Raw genomic sequence first — 16,805 nt, forward strand, 5'->3', positions numbered from 1 at the left:
AAGGGGGTACGTGTGAATCCGCTCGATCTGATCTCGGCAGCGCCGTGGAAGCGTGCTGCCTTCACGACCTATGCGCTTTCGCTGTCGTTCTTCGAGGCAGTGCTTCTCGACGCGCTGCTTCGCGGGGGTAGCCGCAATGCTCTCATCCTGGCCGATCCGGAAGGCGTGCGCGCCGGCCTGAGCGAGGAAGGTGCGCGCAGGGTCGGCCGCGACTATGAGATCGAAGCCGTCGCCTGCGCAAATCAAGGGGTGTTCCACGCAAAAGTGGGCGCGCTGTTCGGCGATGATGATGCTCATCTGCTCGTCGGATCGGGCAACCTGACTTTCGCGGGCTGGGGCGGCAATCTCGAGCTGGTCGAGCATCTGCACCCAAGCTTCGCGGCGGATGCATTCGACGATGCGGCGGCGTTTTTCGAACAGCTCGCCGCGTCGGCTCAGATCATCACGACGGCAGGGCCTGCCTGCGAGACGATTGCCGGCTTTCTGCGACGATCGGCGCAGGGACAGCCGCGGACGGGCCATATCCATGTGGTGCACAGCCTCGATGCGCCGATCGCGGAACAGCTCGCGCTCTATGCCGACGACCTTGGCGGCGTGACCCGCCTTACGGCGGTCTCGCCCTATTACGATCTACGCGCCGACGGGCTGGATGCGCTCGCGACACTGCTGGGTATCGAAAAAGCGCATCTCCATGCCCATCCCGCAGGAACGGTCCGCAGTCCGGGTTCGAATGCCTGGCCCTTCGAGGGCGGGTCCAAGTGGCAGCCCGTCGATGTCGCTGATGCGTTCGGCCACGATGACAGACCGCTCCATGCCAAGTCGATCGAACTGGTTTGCCGCAAAGGACGCCTCCTTCTCAGCGGCAGCGCCAATGTGACGCATGCCGGTCTGTTCGGGCGAAACGTCGAGGCCGGGGTCCTCCGGGTCCAGCGGGGCAGCAAGAGCTACTGGGTCACGGCCCCGGGAACGGCCCCTGCCCGCCTCCCGGCAGACGCGCTGGACGAGAACGAGACGAGCGACTCCGCAGTCGGAATCCTGAGCGCCTCGCTGGAAGGAGAACGGATAGCGGGGCGCGCGCTGACACCGAGGCTTGGCGGGAACGCAAGCGCCGTGCTGCGAACCCCCAGGGGATCCCATGCGCTGGGTCCGGTCGTGGTCTCTGGCGACGGCCATTTCCAGCTCGACGCGCCGGGCATCGAATTCGAAAGCTGGGAAAACGGTCGTCTGATCCTCGGACTTGAGCAAGGCAGCCGCTGCTGGGAAGGCTTCGTGTCGATTGCGGCGGCGCTCGAGCTGATCCGGCGCACAGGTTCGATTGCCACGCGGCTCATGGCGATGCTCGCCGGCACCGAAACGCCGACCGACGTCGCCGCCATCCTGGCGTGGTTTCGCGAGGATCCGAGTCGCATGCCCGCATCGCTCGGCATCGGCGGTGGCGGAAGTGGCGGCCGGCCAGACGGGACCGAAGGCATGGTGACGCTCGCCGACCTCAATGCGGCTGCCCTCGGCGCCAATTTGCTGTCGGGCGCGCCCGGAGAGGAAACATCGTCCGCGTGGCGGCACACCATGGCCCTGATCCGTGCCGTGTTCAGGCAGTCGCGCGGTCCTTGGGGGGCCGGCGGCGAAACCGACGATGACGACGACGACGATGAAAAGGACCGCGAGAAGCGAGCGAGGTCCGAAGAAGCGGCGAACTATCGGTCGCTCCAGATCTTCGACGAACTGCTGACGACCATGCTGGCGCCCGAGGCTGCGGGTCGTAACGCGCTCATGGCGCTGTCGCTGTCGCATTTCCTGGCCGACCGGATCAGGCCGGCACCGGCCAAGGTGCAACTCTGGCTCGACAAGGTGTTGCCGCAGATCGCCGCGCTTGACGGCCCCGAGAGCGACCTCGCCGCCGCTTCCATCCTCCTTCATCATGCCGCCGACCGACGAGACGACAATGCCATTCGGGCGCGACGCTATTTCCTGCGCCGCGGGATCGATCCGGCCACCATTGCCGTCTCTCCAGATGTCATCCCGGCTTTCATGGCGTTGCTCGGCGAAGGCATCGATCTCGACGGTTTTCTCGGCGAAGTGCTGACGGCAAGGACCGTGGGCGAGCAAATCGACGCCTATCTTGCCGCCGGCGATGGGCATGGTCCCGATGTCGGATTTGATAGCCTTCGCTCGTCGCCGCACTGGCCCAGTCTTGACCGGGCGCTGCGCGATCCCGCCTCGTTCGCCAAGCTGATGGTACTCGAGACCTTCCGAGCGTCGTGCCCGCGTTGCCATATGCGGCTTCCCCTTGCGGCCGGAGAAGATCTGCGGCTGCGGGGATTGGCGAGTTGCTGCGGCCGAATCCTGCTCAATCGGGATTGCTGAACGTGATGGACCTGAACGAACTCCTTGATGTCGCCCGCACCGCCGGCGAGCCCCAGCCGGTCGACAGAAGCAAGGTCGGCATGGGCGGCGTGGATCCGCTCGGTCTGCGCCAGATCAATTTCGGCCTGATGGACCGGGTGCTCCCTGACCTCAACAACGTCGCAAGCCACATCCGGCCCTATACGCTGATGGCCTGGGCCTGGCGGCGCGTCCGCCATATCCTCGAGCGCGGAAGGCGACAGAGCGCACAGGCCGAGGAGATGCGCGATTTCGTCGACCGGATCGAGGCGATCTACGCGTGGTCGCAGTTTCTGATCAATCCGAAAGCCGACATACCCGGAGCACAGGCCATGCGCCCGATGCTGGATACGGTGCGCTATCGTTTTGGCGGCGAGGAATGGGAAGCCCGGCGCAACATGAGACGCTATTCCACCGGCTTCATATCGCCGCTGAACTACGGCCCAAGCCTGCGCACGATGGGCTGGTTGATCCCGGTCGAGGGCGCCGCTGGCATATTCCAGCCCGATCCTGCCCTCGAGCCGGTGCTCGACGCCTTCGAAAAACGCTTCGAGGGCGAGCTGGACCACGAGGCGTTCAATCGCTTCGGAAGCGTCAGCGTGAAGCGGGCGGACGCCGAGCGCTGGGGTAAACTCTGGACGATGGACAAGCCTCGCGCGGCCGAAGCGAAGGCCATGTTCGCCAGGCTCGGCGGCGAACGCGCGGCGCCGGCCCGCCAGAAAGGCGTGGCTCTGATTCTGGCGGCCGTTGCGGATCTGGCGGACGAGGAGGCGACGTACGAGGATATCAGAATGCGGATGGCCGATCGGGCCGACGCATGGAGCAACGCGAACGACCGCCCGATCGCGGCGGACGAATGGAGAGCGGTCCAGATCCGGCAGCTGTTCCGGCTCGCGCTCGAAGGTCTGTTCTATTGGACGATCGGCGCGCTTCTACCTGCCTCCCGTTCCACCCGGCAGCTCGCACAGGCCTTCATCGATGCCCTCGACGAGACGTCATTGGCGGATAGCGCTGGAGAGTGGATTCTCGCGTCGAAGGACACCACAAATCCCGTCGAACATCTTCGCTCCCTGCAGAAAGTCCTTCGCGACCAGGAAAGGCTTCCTACTGCCATTGTCGCGGCCCTTGCTCTCTGCCTCCGCGAAGCGCCGAACCAGGGCCACCCATTCGAGAATCCCGATCGATTGCCCCTCAGCCGGGCCAGGAGGGAGGCGGAAAGCTGGCGTGAGCTCTCGCCGGCCGGTTTCGTCGGGCGCGTGCTCGAGATCTGGATCATGGCGCAGCATGCCTATTGGTCCGTCGGACGGGGCCTGGCCGACGCTCGAAATCGGGGCAAGACGATCCTCCGTTTGCGGATTGTCATGGACGAGGGCGGATGGACGCTGACGCCGGGCACGACGCGCCAGGGCAATCCTCCAGAGCCGACCCCGGACCGGCTCGAAACGGCGACGAATCTGCTCGTCGAATGCGGGCGCCTCTAGCGACACGCGAGTGTCGCATCCGTGCAAGGAAATGCAGGCGCGTTACGATACGATCTTGCTGCGACCCGAGGGGCCTTCGAGTCGAAAGTTTCGGCGGCCTCCCACTCATAAAGCCTGCCTGGTCCTGCCGGGCAGGCTCTTTTTTCGCCTGCCGATCATTGTTCGTCCAAGTCCACATGCCGGAGCGGCGCGTGATCGAGGAATGTCTTCACCGCGTCTGCTTGAAAGCATTTGGCGGTCTCGCCATCTGATCGGCGATCGAAACCCAGGAGATTGTGGAAAGAAGCCATGACGACGACGTTGGATGCTGCGCCTGAAACCCGTTCCTTCGAAACGGACGTTGCCAAGCTGCTGCACCTCATGGTGCACTCGGTCTATTCGGACAAAGATGTGTTCCTGCGCGAACTCATCTCGAACGCCGCCGATGCCTGCGAGAAGCTTCGCTATGAAATGCTGAGCCATCCCGAATTGGGCTCGGGCGAACTCCCGCGGATCACAGTGACACTCGACCTCGACCAGCGGCGGCTCATCGTCGAGGACAATGGCATCGGCATGAACGAGGCCGAGATGATCGAGGCGCTCGGCACGATTGCGCGATCGGGGACCAAAGCCTTCATGGAACGCGTCGCTTCGGCGAAAGACGCTGAAGGCGCGCAGCTGATTGGGCAGTTCGGCGTCGGTTTCTATTCGGCGTTCATGGTCGCCGACAAAGTCGACGTGTTCTCGCGAAGGGCCGGTGGGGATACCGCGGCGCATTGGTCGTCGGACGGTCTTGGGACCTACAGCGTCGAGATTGCCGAGCTTGCGGATGCCCCCACGCATGGCACCCGGGTCGTGCTGGAGCTCAAGGAAGACGCGGCCCAATATGCGCAGCGCTTCAACTCCGAAGGGATCATCAAGGCGCAGTCGGGCCACGTCCCCGTGCCGATCTTCCTGCTGGAGAAGCCCGATGCTGAGCCGGTCCAGATAGGCGACGGCGCCGCCCTTTGGACGAAGCCAAAGTCCGAAATTAGCGAAGAGGATTACACCGACTTCTACCGCAGCGTGGCCGGGCAGTTCGACAAGCCTGCGCTTACGCTGCACTATCGGGCCGAGGGTCTGCACGAATATTCCGTCCTCGCCTTCATTCCGGAGATGAAGCCTTTCGACCTGTTCGACCCGGAACGTCACGGGCGGATGAAGCTCTATGTCAAACGGGTCTTCATCACCGACGAAGCCGAAATCCTGCCTCGTTACCTCCGGTTCGTGCGCGGTCTCGTCGACTCCAGCGACATTCCCCTGAACGTGTCGCGGGAGATGATCCAGGAGAGCCCCGTGCTGGCCGCGATCCAGAAGGGCGTGGCGAACCGGCTGCTGTCGGAGCTCGAGAAGCTCTCGACGAATGACGCCGATGCTTACCAGCAATTCTGGATGAATTTCGGGGCGGTGCTGAAGGAGGGGCTGTACGAGGACTATGGCCGGCGCGAAACGCTGCTGGGTCTGGCGCGCTTCAAGACGACGACCTCCGGCACCGAGTGGCGTTCGCTGAAGGACTATGTCGCGGCGATCAAGGAAAACCAGACGGCGATCTACTATGCGACCGGACCCGATCTCGATCGTCTGGCGTCCTCGCCTCAGCTCGAGGGCTTCCGGGCTCGCGGGATAGAGGTGCTGCTGCTGACGGATCAGGTGGACAGTTTCTGGGTGACCGCGGGACTGGACTTCGAAGGGAAGCCCTTCAAGTCCGTGACGCAGGGCTCGGCCGATCTCGGGCTCATACCTTTGACCGAAGGCGATGCGCCGGCCGCCTCCACGTCCGATGAGGTTTCCGGCTTCATCGAGTTCGTGAAGGAGGTGCTCAAGGACGAGGTGTCGGACGTGCGGGCCTCCGAGCGACTCACCGAAAGCGCGGCATGCCTGGTTGCGCCCGAACACGGAATGGACAGACAGCTCGAGAAGCTGCTGGCAGCCTCTGGGCGTGGCGGGACGGCGGCACGGCCCGTGTTGGAGATCAACCCTCGTCACGATCTTGTGCAGAAGCTTGCCGGCCTTGCTGCAGATGCGGACCTGCGCGAGGACTCGGCTCGGCTGCTTCTCGACGAGGCGCGGATTGCCGATGGTGAGCTTCCGGCCGATCCGCGCGGTTTCGCCGCCCGATTGGGAAGGATCTGGACGAAGGCGCTCGCATAGCGCCTGCCCGGAGGTCTGGGTGCGGTCCCCGGGGCGGCGCTCAGACCGTGCTAACGCCGGGATCAAACGCTGCCTCGTAGAGGGCGCGTCTCACCGGCTCGTCGAGATAGCCGTCCTGTTCGACCCGGAGCGCGGAGGGAAAGACGTCGCCGCCGGCGAGCCACGCCGATTCCGCATCCGGATGCGAAACCGCATCGGCAAGCGCGGTCGCAAGATCGAACCTGTCGGTGCAATAACCGGCGTTGAGGAGCGCTCCCTGAAGCGCGATTTCATAGGCTGCGCGCAGGGCGACCGATGCGAGCGCAGAGGGGATGACGGCTTCGTCCGGAAGGCTGCAGGCGAGCCGGCACTGGTCCGCGTCGAGCGACATGGTGGTGCGGCAGACGATCGGACGGCTGGGATGCGCCGTGCAGAGACCATCGGCGAGGACCGCGCAGGGCGCCAGACTCTCCAGGAGCGGTTTATCCCAGCCCTCACGGCGCCGCCTGGCCAATGCCGGAATGCCATCCGTCACGCCGGTGGGCAGATTTCGCGCGAGGAAGAGGATTTCCGGCGCTGTCGCCGAGACGCGGGTGTGGCAACACCAGGCACAGCGCGGACCGCATGCCGCTTCGGTCCAAACCTGCTCGGGCGTTCGCCGCTCGATCGCGTCATAGAGATAGCCGAAGAGCGGATCGAGGGTGCGGGCGGAGCGGGCCTCGTCGATGAATCCCCTTAGTGCGCGCATCTCCCGAACGATCTCGCTATCGGGGCGAATGTAAGGCTGTACCTCGCCGCGAGACGAGGAATCCACGTCCGTCACGGCATGATCTTCCTGTTACACTATCGTTATTTGCCCGCAACGAGCCTGATAGGTTATTTTCGGGCAATCCGCCACATCGCGCCGTCCATTTCTTGTGATTTTACACGAGTTTACAACTGCGAGCCCCCCGCTCCATCGCTAGGCGAGAAGCTGACCGAGGACGGCTTCCGCGGTCGCCATCGGCACGAACATGCGCGTGCGATACTGGATCACCTCGGTGAAGCAGCCGATCGACTTGAGCCAGGGCAAGCGGTCGTGCGGGCAACCCACGAGTTCGATCCGCTGGGAGCCGTTGACGACCGAGCGCTTGATGGTGAGCGGGAACGGATGTGAGACGTCGACGCTGCGCCCGGACGTGACCGCCTTGGCGACGGCGTCCGCCGGCAGCGCCTCGGAACGATCGATGCCGAGCTTGGTGAACAGCTGAGGCACGTGATCGTCGAACACGAGACGGCCGAGCCAGGAGTGCCCTTCGCCATCGACGATGCGGTTCACCGCCATATGATCGCTCGGCAGCGCCGACCAGATCGGCAGAAGCAGGCCCGTCGCGAGCCGGATCGTCTCGCTGTCGACGGTCTGCCGGGCGGCCTCCACCTCGTCCGACCAGGTTGCCGTGAAGGCGTCGCGCGTCACCTCCTCCCAGGAGGATTCGTAGAGATCGTCCTCGCGCATATATTCGTTGCGCGTGGGCCGCATCATCTCGACGCGGGGGATCGGCGTGCCCTCCTTTTCCTCCATGAGCGAACGCGCCCGTGTCCTGAGCGCAACCTTGCCCGACTTGCGGTTGATCATGAAGCCGGCACTGGCATCGCCGTCGGCGATCCGCAGGATGCGCTCGAGCGAGACCGGGTTGCGGCGTCGCGCGATCTCGATGGTGAGCAGATGCGAGGTTGCGCCCGTGCGGGGATCGGTCCGCAGCACCACGTCGTCGATCAGCGTGGCCTTGTCGACGAGGATCGTCTCGACGCCGACATCGAGGCGGCCGGCTTCGCGCGCGGCCGAGACGCGGGTTTCGATCAGCGACAGGAATTCGTCGAAGATATTGTTCTGCAGCGCGATCGGCAGGGCGAGGATGCGATTCAGCCAGCGCTGGATGGGCGGCATCTCGTCCTTGAGGACGCCATCCTTGTCGCAGAGCTCCAGGCCGGTGCGATGCTGGAAATCGTCAAGCGTGGTGCTCGAGAGCTTGCCGGCCGCGAGCAGGTCGAACCAGGAGAGGAGCGCGGCGCAGGCATATTCGCTTTCGAGATTGTCGGCCGGGTCGAAGAGCCCCTGCCCGCCCGTCTGCCGCTGGCCGCGCGTCAGCGCCCCGAGGCTGTCGAGGCGCCGCGCGATCGTGCTGGTGAAGCGCAGCTCGCCCTTGCAGTCGGTGGTCACCGGCCGGAACAGCGGCGTTGTCGCCTGATGGGTTCGGTGGGTTCGGCCGAGCCCCTGGATCGCGCGATCGGCGCGCCAACCGGGTTCGAGGAGCAGGTGGACGCGCTGTTCCTGGTTCATGACGTCGAGCGAGGCATGATAGCTGCGGCCCGTACCGCCGGCGTCGGAGAAGACCAGCATCCGCTTTTTGCCGGCCATGAAGGCCGCGGCCTCCGCCTGGCTGGTCCGCGCCGAGCGGCTTTCGAGCTTCTGGCGCCCGTCGCTTGCGGTGATGAGCCGCTTGGTGCGACCGGTGACCTCGGCGACATTGTCATGGCCGAAATGCTCGAGCAGCGCATCGAGCGCCGACATGATCGGGGGCATGGCGCAGAGCGTCTCGATCAGCGCGTCGCGTGCGGCCTGGGCCTCGGGATTGTAGACCGGGTGCCCGTCGTCATTCACCATCGGAAGTGAGCGCGGCGTGCCGGTATCATCCTTGAAGACGCGCATCTGCCGGGTCGGGAAGGCACGCTCGAGGTAATCGATGATGTATTCTTTGCAGTCGCAGTTTATGTCGAGCGTGGCGGCGGTAGGCGCAGGTTTCCTTCGGTTTTCCATGATTTCACTCCAGATAACTACGGTTCCGTCGACCTCAGCAAGTCGAAGGAGCCAACATGCGAACACGATCATCACTGCCGTTTCGGACTACCCCGCTCCGGGTCGAAGACCCGCCCAGTCACGGCGCTCTTCTCACCGCATTTCTCTCCTCTCTGGCCCTCGACGAGAAGTCAGGCTGTGCGGTTCTGTTTGGCGCGGCGGTCCGCCATTTCCTGCATTGGCTGGAACGGCATAGGACCGCGATCCGCACGATTGACGATCAGGCTGTCCGACGGTTCGAGAAGCATCGGTGCCGGTGCCACCGGTATTCGGCGCAGCAAGCGCACTACAAGGCTGACCAAGCAGCAAGGGTGAGGCGCTTCGTCCGGTTCCTCGAAGATCAAGGCTACGTCGAAGTCGACGACGGGATCGACGATCTGCCACGGCACCTCGCCGACTATTCCGATGCGATCGGCCGCCTGCAACTCGCCGAGGGACCCGCGCAGGCCTATCGGTCCGAGGCCGAGCATTTCATGGCCTGGCTTCGCATTACGCGACGCCAATGGATCGATATCGACGACACGATCATCGACCAGTACGCTGCGCATGATTGCCGATGCCCGGTATGGCGCAAGCGCGGCAAGCTGGTCGCCACGGGCACGAAGCGGCGGCGGCGATGCGCACGGCACTTCGTCGAGTTCCTGCGAGGCCGCGGTGTCATCCCATCGGTTGAACCGGTGGCTGACGATGACCCGCACATGTCGGCTTACCTCACGTGGCTCAAGCAACATCGCGGCGCCACCGATGAGACGATCCGGCGCTACCGGACCGATATCAGACGGCTCATGCCGATGCTGGGCGAGCCTTCGCAATGGGATGCCGCCGGACTCAGGAGCGCATTCCAACGACGAAGCAAGGAGACGCCGGGCTCGGCATCGCTGCTCGTCACGATAATGAGGAGCTACATCCGGTTTCTGGTCGTGCGTGGCGAGTGCCGGCCTGCATTGTTGCATGCAGTTCCATCAGTGCAGCGCTACCGCCTTTCGACGCTGCCGCGCCACGTCGACCCGGCAACGATCGAGAGGATCATTGCGGCCTGCCCGACAGATCGTCCGGTAGAAGTCCGGGACAAGGCCATCATTCTCCTGCTCGCCAGGCTCGGCCTGAGGGCTGCCGATGTTCAGGACATGCGTCTCGACGACATCGACTGGCGGTCCGGCCACCTGACGGTCAAGGGCAAGACGCGTCGACCGGACCGTCTGCCATTGCCGCAGGATGTCGGCGACGCGATCTTGGCATATCTTGCGGCAGCCCGCCCGGAGGCCGCCGAAGAGCATCTGTTCCTGCGTGCACAAGCACCGTTTCGGCCATTCCGCTCGTCCGCCGAGATCGCGGGCATCGTCGCTCGAACGCGCGACCGCGGTGGGATCGAAGGAGTGCCGACCGGGTCGCACATATTCCGGCATTCGCTTGCCACCAACCTGCTGCGCGCGGGCGCAGGCCTGGAGTCCGTTGGGACCATCCTGCGTCACAGCTCGCCTGAGACCACTGCCATCTACGCCAAGGTCGATTTGCCGATGCTCATGAAGATCGCGCAGCCCTGGCCCGGAGATCTGCCATGTTGAACACACACATCTCAAGATACGTCGCTTTGCATCGCAGCCTGGGTCGGAAGTATTCCGAACAGGACCGGATGCTCCGTCAGTACGCTGGCTACGCCGAGGGTTTCGGCGATCGGCACACTCAGGTCCAGCGCATCTATGACTGGTGCTACACGTCGAGCTCACAATATGTGGCCCGTCGCAGGTTCGACACTGCGCGCAACTTCAGCCTTTTCGCTCACGCCGAAGATTCAGACCACGAAGTTCCGCCTGCCGGCGTCTTCGGCCGGGGAAAACGGCCACGCCCGACGCCGACCATCATTGAACCGGACCAGGTGCAGGCAATCATGACTGCAGCATTGGGCGTTCCACCCCAAGGCACGATCAGCCCATACACATACCATTACCTGTTCGGCCTGCTCGCTGCGACAGGTCTCCGGATTTCCGAGGCCCTCGCGTTACAATGCGCCGATCTGGTCGAGGATGGCCTGATCGTCCGCAACGGCAAGTTCGGCAAGCAGCGGCTTGTAGCGTTGCAGCCATCGACGCGCCAAGCACTTGAAGCCTATCTCGCCCTCCGCGAGAAGCACGCGGCCAGGGGCCGCGACCTGTTCGTCACTATCCGGGGGCGGGCACCGCACAAGGTGCGCGCCCACGTGGTGTTCGTCAGATTGGCCCGGCTTCTCGGATATCGTGGGCCGACCGGTACGGCGGGCATGCGACTCCACGATTTGCGGCACACCTTCGCTGTCCGTTCACTGGAGTCATGTCCGCCCGACAGGGAAGCCATCGCCCACCACATGGCCGGTCTCAGTGTCTATCTGGGGCACGCGTCGGTCGCCAACACATACTGGTATCTCGAGGCCACCCCGGTGCTACTGCGCGACATCGCAGCTGCCAGCGAGCAGCTTTACCTGGGAGAAGCGGCATGACGGCGCTCGCTCCGCATCTCTCGGCATACCTGCGTGAACATCTGCCACGTGAACGTGCTGTTAGCCCGCACACGGTGAAGACCTATGCCAACTGTTTCGTCCTCCTCGTCCAGTTCGCCGCCGGTCGGCTGAAGCGCCGGCCGACCGATCTTGAGATCGAGGATTTCGGCACCGACATGATCATGGCCTTCCTTGACCATGTCGAGAACGGTCGCGGCAGCTGTGTTCGGACCCGCAATGGTAGGCTCGCCGCGATCCGGTCGTTCTTCCGCTACATCGAGTATCGCATTCCGGCCTGCCTGGATCAGGCCCTTCGCGTCAGATCGATCCCTACCAAGAAGACCGACAAGGCGCTGATCGACTACCTCGACCGGGCGGAGATCAAGGCTTTGCTCGACGCCCCGGATCCCCGGACACGCCTTGGCACCCGCGATCGCGCAATGCTGCATCTGGCCTATGCTGGCGGGCTGAGGGTGTCGGAACTCGTAACGCTACAACTGCGCGATTTCCCGGATCGCTCGCTTTCGACCGTGCACATCTTGGGCAAGGGTCGGCGTGAACGGGTCCTCCCGCTCTGGAAGGAGACCCAGTTCGCATTGCGCGCGTGGCTTGCGATCCGCCCCGAAGCCGAGGTCGCCGAGATATTCCTCAATGCCAACGGGCGACCCATGACCCGCGACGGATTTGCGTTCCGTTTGGCCGAGCACGTCAAGACCGCGGCAACGAAGCAGCCGTCGATCCTTGGAAAGCGCGTGACACCGCACGTGCTGCGCCATTCCTGCGCAATGCACACGCTCGCGGCGACAGGGGACATTCGCAAAGTCGCATTGTGGCTCGGCCATGCCAGCATCCAGAGCACCGAGACCTATTTGCGCGCCGATCCCGAGGAGAAGCTGCAGATTCTCGCGGCGCACGGCGCTCCTGCCATCAAGCCCGGGCGCTTCAAGCCGCCATCCGATGCCCTGATCACGATGCTCACCGACGTTCGAAGGCGGGCCTAGCCCGTCTCCGGACAACCCCCTGGCACTCATATTATCTGGAGTGAAATCATGGAAAACCGAAGGAAACCTGCGCCTCCCGCTGCCACGCTCGACATAAACTGCGACTGCAAAGAATACGTGTAATGTTGAGCTCAACATTACACATACTCACGGGGGCTGAGATCAATTTCCAGGTTCGCCCGCTCGTCGGGCGAGAGGTCGCCAAGCCGCCGATCCAGGATCGATTCCGCGGTCGTGACCAGCTGAAGGACCACCGATTGGCCCGCTGAGAGATGCGCCTTCGCCGCCGCGATCACGGTCGGGAGTTTCATGCTGAGGAGGAGCTGGCCGAAGAAGCGCTGCTTGGTCGACTCGAACCGCGAGCGCGCCGACGCCTTGGCGCCGCTGTTGAGCGTCGCATTTTCGAGCCCGTCGACCACAGCCGTCAATTCGAGGGCATGCTCCATGTTGCGGTGGATGATTCCCCAGGCGTCGGCATAGGCGTCGTAGATCGCGATCTGCTCGCGCGTCAGTTCATGCCGCAGGATGTCATATTCGACGCCGGCGAAGCTGAGCGCGCGGGCGGTGTAGAGGCCGAGCGCCTTCAGATCGCGAGCGACGAGCTCCATCGCGGCGATGCCGCCCTTGCGGATGCCGGAGATGAACTGCTCGCGGTTGCTGAAGGCGGTTTCCGGCCCCCACAGGCCCAGCCGCACGGCATAGGCGAGGTTGTTGACGTCGGAGGCGCCGGTTGCCGAGGCGTAGAGCACGCGCGCGCCGGGCAGATGGTTCTGGAGCAGGACCCCGGAGATGCCCTGCTGCGAGCCCTCCTTCTTGCCGAGCGCCCCTTCGCCGCCGGCGACGCCGCCCATCTCATGCGCTTCGTCGAAGCCGATCACGCCTTCGAAGTCGTCGCCTGCCCAGTCGATGACCTGCTGGAGGCGGCTGTGGTCACCGCGTGCCGAACGAAGCGTCGGGTAGGTGACGAAGAGCACGCCCTGCTCCAGCGGTATCGCCTGGTCGATCTTCCAGTTGGAGAGGGGCTGGATGTCGGCCGCGAGACCACCGAGCGCGGTCCAGTCACGCCGCGCGTCTTCGAGCAGCGCCTCGTTCTTCGAAATCCAGATGTTCCGGCGGCGGCCGGCGAGCCAGCTGTCGAGGATGCACGCGGCGACCTGCCGCCCCTTCCCCGCCCCGGTCCCGTCGCCGAGGAAATAGCCCATGCGATAGGCGCGGCCATCCTGCGCTTCCTCAAGGCCGACGCCTTCCTTGGCGGGCCTGAACTTCCCCGGTAGAAACTGGTCCCAGGCATGTCCCGCATAGACGACGGTTTCGAGCTGCGAGGCCGACAGCAGGCGTTCGGAGACAGTGCGTTCGGGGAGCCGCGGCACATAGGCCGGGATCGGCGCCGCGATCGAGCCCATCGCGACGGATTCGACCAGGGCAGTCGGATGTTCGCCGGCGGCGTCGAAGGTGATCCGGCTCGGACGATAGGGAAGATAGACACCGACCTGGTCGAGCAGCGGCGCCGGCGTGTCGAGCGGCGCGTAGTCGACAGGCAGTACGTTGTTGCGCACCGGAGCGTGATAGGGCCGCGGCTGCGCGCGATTGCTCTTCATGGCGCGGAACAGCGAGGGGCTGCTCGATCGCTTGGGAGTCGGCGCCGATGGCGCTGCGAGGGTCGCGCGTTCGTGGATCGTGAGCGCGCCGATGAGCTCGCGGATGGAGGTGCGCTGGATCGTCGCGGGAATGGTCGTGCCGGGGACCTTGTCGATCTCGAACAGCCGGACCGCGATGCTGGTGCCGTGCTTCAGATAGCATTTCTCGAGCCGCACCGAGGTCCGCACGCTGACATCGCGCAGCGTGGTCTCGAAGAGATCGCGCATCCGGGCATTGGGTCCGAACCAGTCGGGCATGATTGCAACCAAACGGCCGCCGGCCTGCAGTCGGCGAAGGGCTGCCTGGAGATGTCGGACAGCGGCGTGTGCGTCCGCGCCCAGCCCGACCGACCGGGAGAATGGCGGGTTCATGAGGATCAGGCTGGGGCGCGCCGCTGCCGCCAGGCTCGAGTTGATCGTGGCGCCGTCGTGGCCAGTGACGGTCGCGTCGGGGAAGACATCGGCGAGACGCGCCCGGCGGCCCGACGCATATTCGTTGAGCTGGAGGGAGCCGAAGTCGCGGCAATGCGCCACGAGGAGCCCATTGCCGGCGCTCGGCTCGAGGATCACATCGTCGCTCTGGATATTGGCGAGGACAACCGCCACCGCGGCAAGATCGACGGGCGTCGAGAACTGCTGCCATTCGATCTGATCTTCGCTGCGAACGGTCTGGGTGGGCAGCCGGTCGAGCAGGTCGCAGGCCGCAATCACGTCATCGAGCGAGGTCAGCGGATAGGGACCGAACTGGAGGTGGTGGGCGAGCGCATGCTCGAGAATCTCGAAGCTGTCGCGCTGGGTCCAGAGCCCGTCCGCGTCGGTCCCGCCATAGCCTTCGATCATCGCCGTATTGAGGTCGGCCCGGGTGATCGGGTCCGTCGACCTGAGGCGGTCGATGAGAAGCGTGGCCGCGCGGCGTTCGGCCGCGGTGGCGGTATCGAAGAGATCGGACATGGTGGGGTCTCCGGACTGGCTGCCCCATCGGCAGCATCAATCCTTCGATCCCCCTTCCCTTTGCCCAGTCGCGCGGTGGTTGGCAGGGGCCGGCTACGCTATCGCGGAAAGCCTTGGGTTCGCCGACAGTTTCCGAACCAGTGCTATCGGGCGTCCCGGCCAAGCTGGCGGACGCAGTGCAGCCAGTGTTTCCGGTGTCCGCCACCCTTCTCGACGCCGCCGATGATCGAATAGCGAACGGGTGCGATGCCGACGAGGCGGAGCAGATTGCGGTCGAGGCTCTTGAGGCTATGGGCCCGGTAGAAGAACCGATAGAAAGGTGCGGGCATCCCCATCGTCACGATGATACGCGCCGACCAGCCACCGAGCAGTCTTGCTGGCTGATCAGGTTCGGTTTCATCGATCGCAAAGCCGGGCCGCATGACCTGCTCGAGGAAGGCTTTGAGGAGAGCGGGCACGTCGCCGAGCCAAAGCGGATAGAGGATCACGAGATGGTCGGCCCACCGAATGTCGATTTGCGCCGTGTGGATCGTGTCTACAGGATTGGCCTCGCGCCATTCTTTGGCCGAGCGCAAAATCGGAAAATCCAGGGACGCGATATCGATCCTGCGGACTTCGTGGATGCCTGCCTCGGCACCCGCCGCATAGGCATCCGCCAGCGCGTGAACGAAGCGCGCCCGATCAGTATCGGGGTGTCCATCGATGATCGCAATGCGTGCCATGCGCTCCTCCGGACATTGCCTTCCTCTCCCGCGTTGCCTCCGGCAATCAGGAAGTTTCCCAAGGTGCCGCGCCAATGCCAGGCTGCCGTTGGCGAGACCCTGGTCATCGCCGGCTCATCTCGAGAACCTTGGCCCAGTCCTTGACGCCCTTGGGGGGCATGGGGGTGATCGCGAGATCCGGCCTGGCGTAACGCAGGGCTGCCCGCTCTGCCGCGATCGCGCCTTCGGCATCGTTGTCGACGGCCAGGATCAGCGAGGTCAGCGATGACGGAAGCAGGAGCTGGTCGAGCCGGCGGGCTCCAAGGCTCGTCCAGCAAGGTATGTCGTGGAGGATGGTGAAGGCGCGCGCGGTTTCGAAGCCCTCGGCCAGCGCCAGCACAGGAACTGCCTGCCCTCCTCCCTGCCATGCGCCTTGCCCCGGCCGGCCGAGCATCAGCTTCATCCGATATCGGGCTGTCAACGGGTCGAGGAATATCCGCTGGACGGCAGTCAGGCGCCGCCCTTCCCGCACCGCGACCATCAGCGCAGGATGATAGGTCGTCCACGGCTTGGGCCGATAGGGGCAGCGCGGGTGGAAGCGCAGGTCATGGGTTACAGGCCAGAGATGTCGCAGGCGAAGATAGCGCTCGGCGAGCGTGCCATCGAGAGGGAGCGCCTCGTCCCAGAGCCGCTCGGCGTTGCCGGACCGCGCGGTGGGCGTGTCGGTGTAGGCGAAGCGACCACGGCTCGGGACCCGCCGAAGCTCACGCAGAACATCTTCCCGGTCGCAGCCGGCAAAGCAGGTGACGAGAATACCTTGGTTGCCTTGGCGAATGGAGAGGCTGGGCGTGCTGTCGGCGTGGGCGGGACACGGACACATCGCGGTGCGTCCGTGCCAGGTTCCCCCGAGCGAGCCGACTAAATCGATGAGGTCCTGGGTTGGTCTGAGCGCGACAAGGGCCATTGGCAGTTCCTTTCGCGGCCCATGCTCCCCCTTGCCTCTCTGCCGGCTCACCTTATCCTGGGGCGCAGCTAACCGGCTTTGCGGGACGGTCGTTCTGCTCCTCTTGAAGAATCAAATCTTAAAAACGCCCAAGCGGAGCGCGGGAGCTTCATAGATTCATTGATTCTAAGATTCAGGGGCCGTTTACGACGGTAAACCAATAGGTTGAGTGCTCTCCTTGTGAGGAGACGG

At 64.5% G+C, this 16,805-nt stretch carries 11 protein-coding genes and 1 pseudogene; 6 read left to right on the forward strand and 6 right to left on the reverse strand.

The window, feature by feature from the left end; translation table 11 throughout:
* Positions 1 to 12 precede the first annotated feature (12 nt).
* From LH20_RS22580 to htpG, 3 genes are all read left to right on the forward strand, one after another.
* Positions 13 to 2,364 (forward strand): hypothetical protein, encoded by a 2,352-nt coding sequence (locus LH20_RS22580; RefSeq protein WP_053556578.1) that lies wholly within the window; start codon positions 13 to 15, stop codon positions 2,362 to 2,364.
* 5 nt (positions 2,365 to 2,369) lie between these two features.
* Complete coding sequence (locus LH20_RS22585; protein ID WP_231471613.1) at positions 2,370 to 3,863, forward strand: septum formation inhibitor-activating ATPase; 1,494 nt, start codon at positions 2,370 to 2,372, stop codon at positions 3,861 to 3,863.
* 288 nt (positions 3,864 to 4,151) lie between these two features.
* On the forward strand, positions 4,152 to 6,032 hold the full coding sequence (gene htpG, locus LH20_RS22590) for a molecular chaperone HtpG (RefSeq protein ID WP_053556580.1): 1,881 nt from the start codon (positions 4,152 to 4,154) through the stop codon (positions 6,030 to 6,032).
* A gap of 40 nt (positions 6,033 to 6,072) precedes the next feature.
* On the opposite strand, the gene LH20_RS22595 is transcribed toward htpG, so the two are convergent.
* The 3 genes and pseudogenes from LH20_RS22595 to LH20_RS24125 all read right to left on the reverse strand — a co-directional run bounded on the left by LH20_RS22595 (position 6,073) and on the right by LH20_RS24125 (position 9,149).
* The gene (locus tag LH20_RS22595; protein WP_066766771.1) at positions 6,073 to 6,834 is read right to left on the reverse strand and encodes a YkgJ family cysteine cluster protein; all 762 of its coding nucleotides are present in this window, start codon (positions 6,832 to 6,834) and stop codon (positions 6,073 to 6,075) included.
* Positions 6,835 to 6,972: 138 nt separating this feature from the next.
* A pseudogene (locus LH20_RS22600) lies at positions 6,973 to 8,754 on the reverse strand (strawberry notch C-terminal domain-containing protein); the annotation flags it as partial.
* Between the two features lie 224 nt (positions 8,755 to 8,978).
* Positions 8,979 to 9,149, reverse strand: coding sequence for a hypothetical protein (locus tag LH20_RS24125; RefSeq protein WP_235527229.1), 171 nt, complete (start codon positions 9,147 to 9,149; stop codon positions 8,979 to 8,981).
* A 9-nt stretch (positions 9,150 to 9,158) separates the two neighbouring features.
* On the opposite strand from LH20_RS24125, the gene LH20_RS22605 reads away from it, so the two are divergent.
* The 3 genes from LH20_RS22605 to LH20_RS22615 are packed head-to-tail and all read left to right on the forward strand — an operon-like array spanning position 9,159 to position 12,321.
* Positions 9,159 to 10,412, forward strand: coding sequence for a tyrosine-type recombinase/integrase (locus LH20_RS22605; RefSeq protein WP_235527230.1), 1,254 nt, complete (start codon positions 9,159 to 9,161; stop codon positions 10,410 to 10,412).
* Positions 10,406 to 11,320 (forward strand): tyrosine-type recombinase/integrase, encoded by a 915-nt coding sequence (locus LH20_RS22610; RefSeq protein WP_039338241.1) that lies wholly within the window; start codon positions 10,406 to 10,408, stop codon positions 11,318 to 11,320. The genes LH20_RS22605 and LH20_RS22610 overlap by 7 nt, the downstream gene beginning before the upstream one ends.
* The gene (locus LH20_RS22615; protein WP_039338238.1) at positions 11,317 to 12,321 is read left to right on the forward strand and encodes a tyrosine-type recombinase/integrase; all 1,005 of its coding nucleotides are present in this window, start codon (positions 11,317 to 11,319) and stop codon (positions 12,319 to 12,321) included. The genes LH20_RS22610 and LH20_RS22615 overlap by 4 nt, the downstream gene beginning before the upstream one ends.
* Positions 12,322 to 12,458: 137 nt before the next feature.
* Here the strand turns inward: LH20_RS22615 and LH20_RS22620 are convergent, their stop codons facing one another.
* From LH20_RS22620 to LH20_RS22630, 3 genes are all read right to left on the reverse strand, one after another.
* The gene (locus LH20_RS22620) at positions 12,459 to 14,909 is read right to left on the reverse strand and encodes a strawberry notch family protein (RefSeq protein ID WP_053556584.1); all 2,451 of its coding nucleotides are present in this window, start codon (positions 14,907 to 14,909) and stop codon (positions 12,459 to 12,461) included.
* A 143-nt stretch (positions 14,910 to 15,052) separates the two neighbouring features.
* On the reverse strand, positions 15,053 to 15,631 hold the full coding sequence (locus LH20_RS22625; RefSeq protein ID WP_047867041.1) for an NAD(P)H-dependent oxidoreductase: 579 nt from the start codon (positions 15,629 to 15,631) through the stop codon (positions 15,053 to 15,055).
* Positions 15,632 to 15,734: 103 nt separating this feature from the next.
* On the reverse strand, positions 15,735 to 16,574 hold the full coding sequence (locus LH20_RS22630) for a DUF7146 domain-containing protein (RefSeq protein WP_047867040.1): 840 nt from the start codon (positions 16,572 to 16,574) through the stop codon (positions 15,735 to 15,737).
* Between the last annotated feature and the right edge of the window lie 231 nt (positions 16,575 to 16,805).

Origin of the sequence: Sphingopyxis sp. 113P3 (assembly GCF_001278035.1) — a bacterium.
Lineage (GTDB): Bacteria > Pseudomonadota > Alphaproteobacteria > Sphingomonadales > Sphingomonadaceae > Sphingopyxis.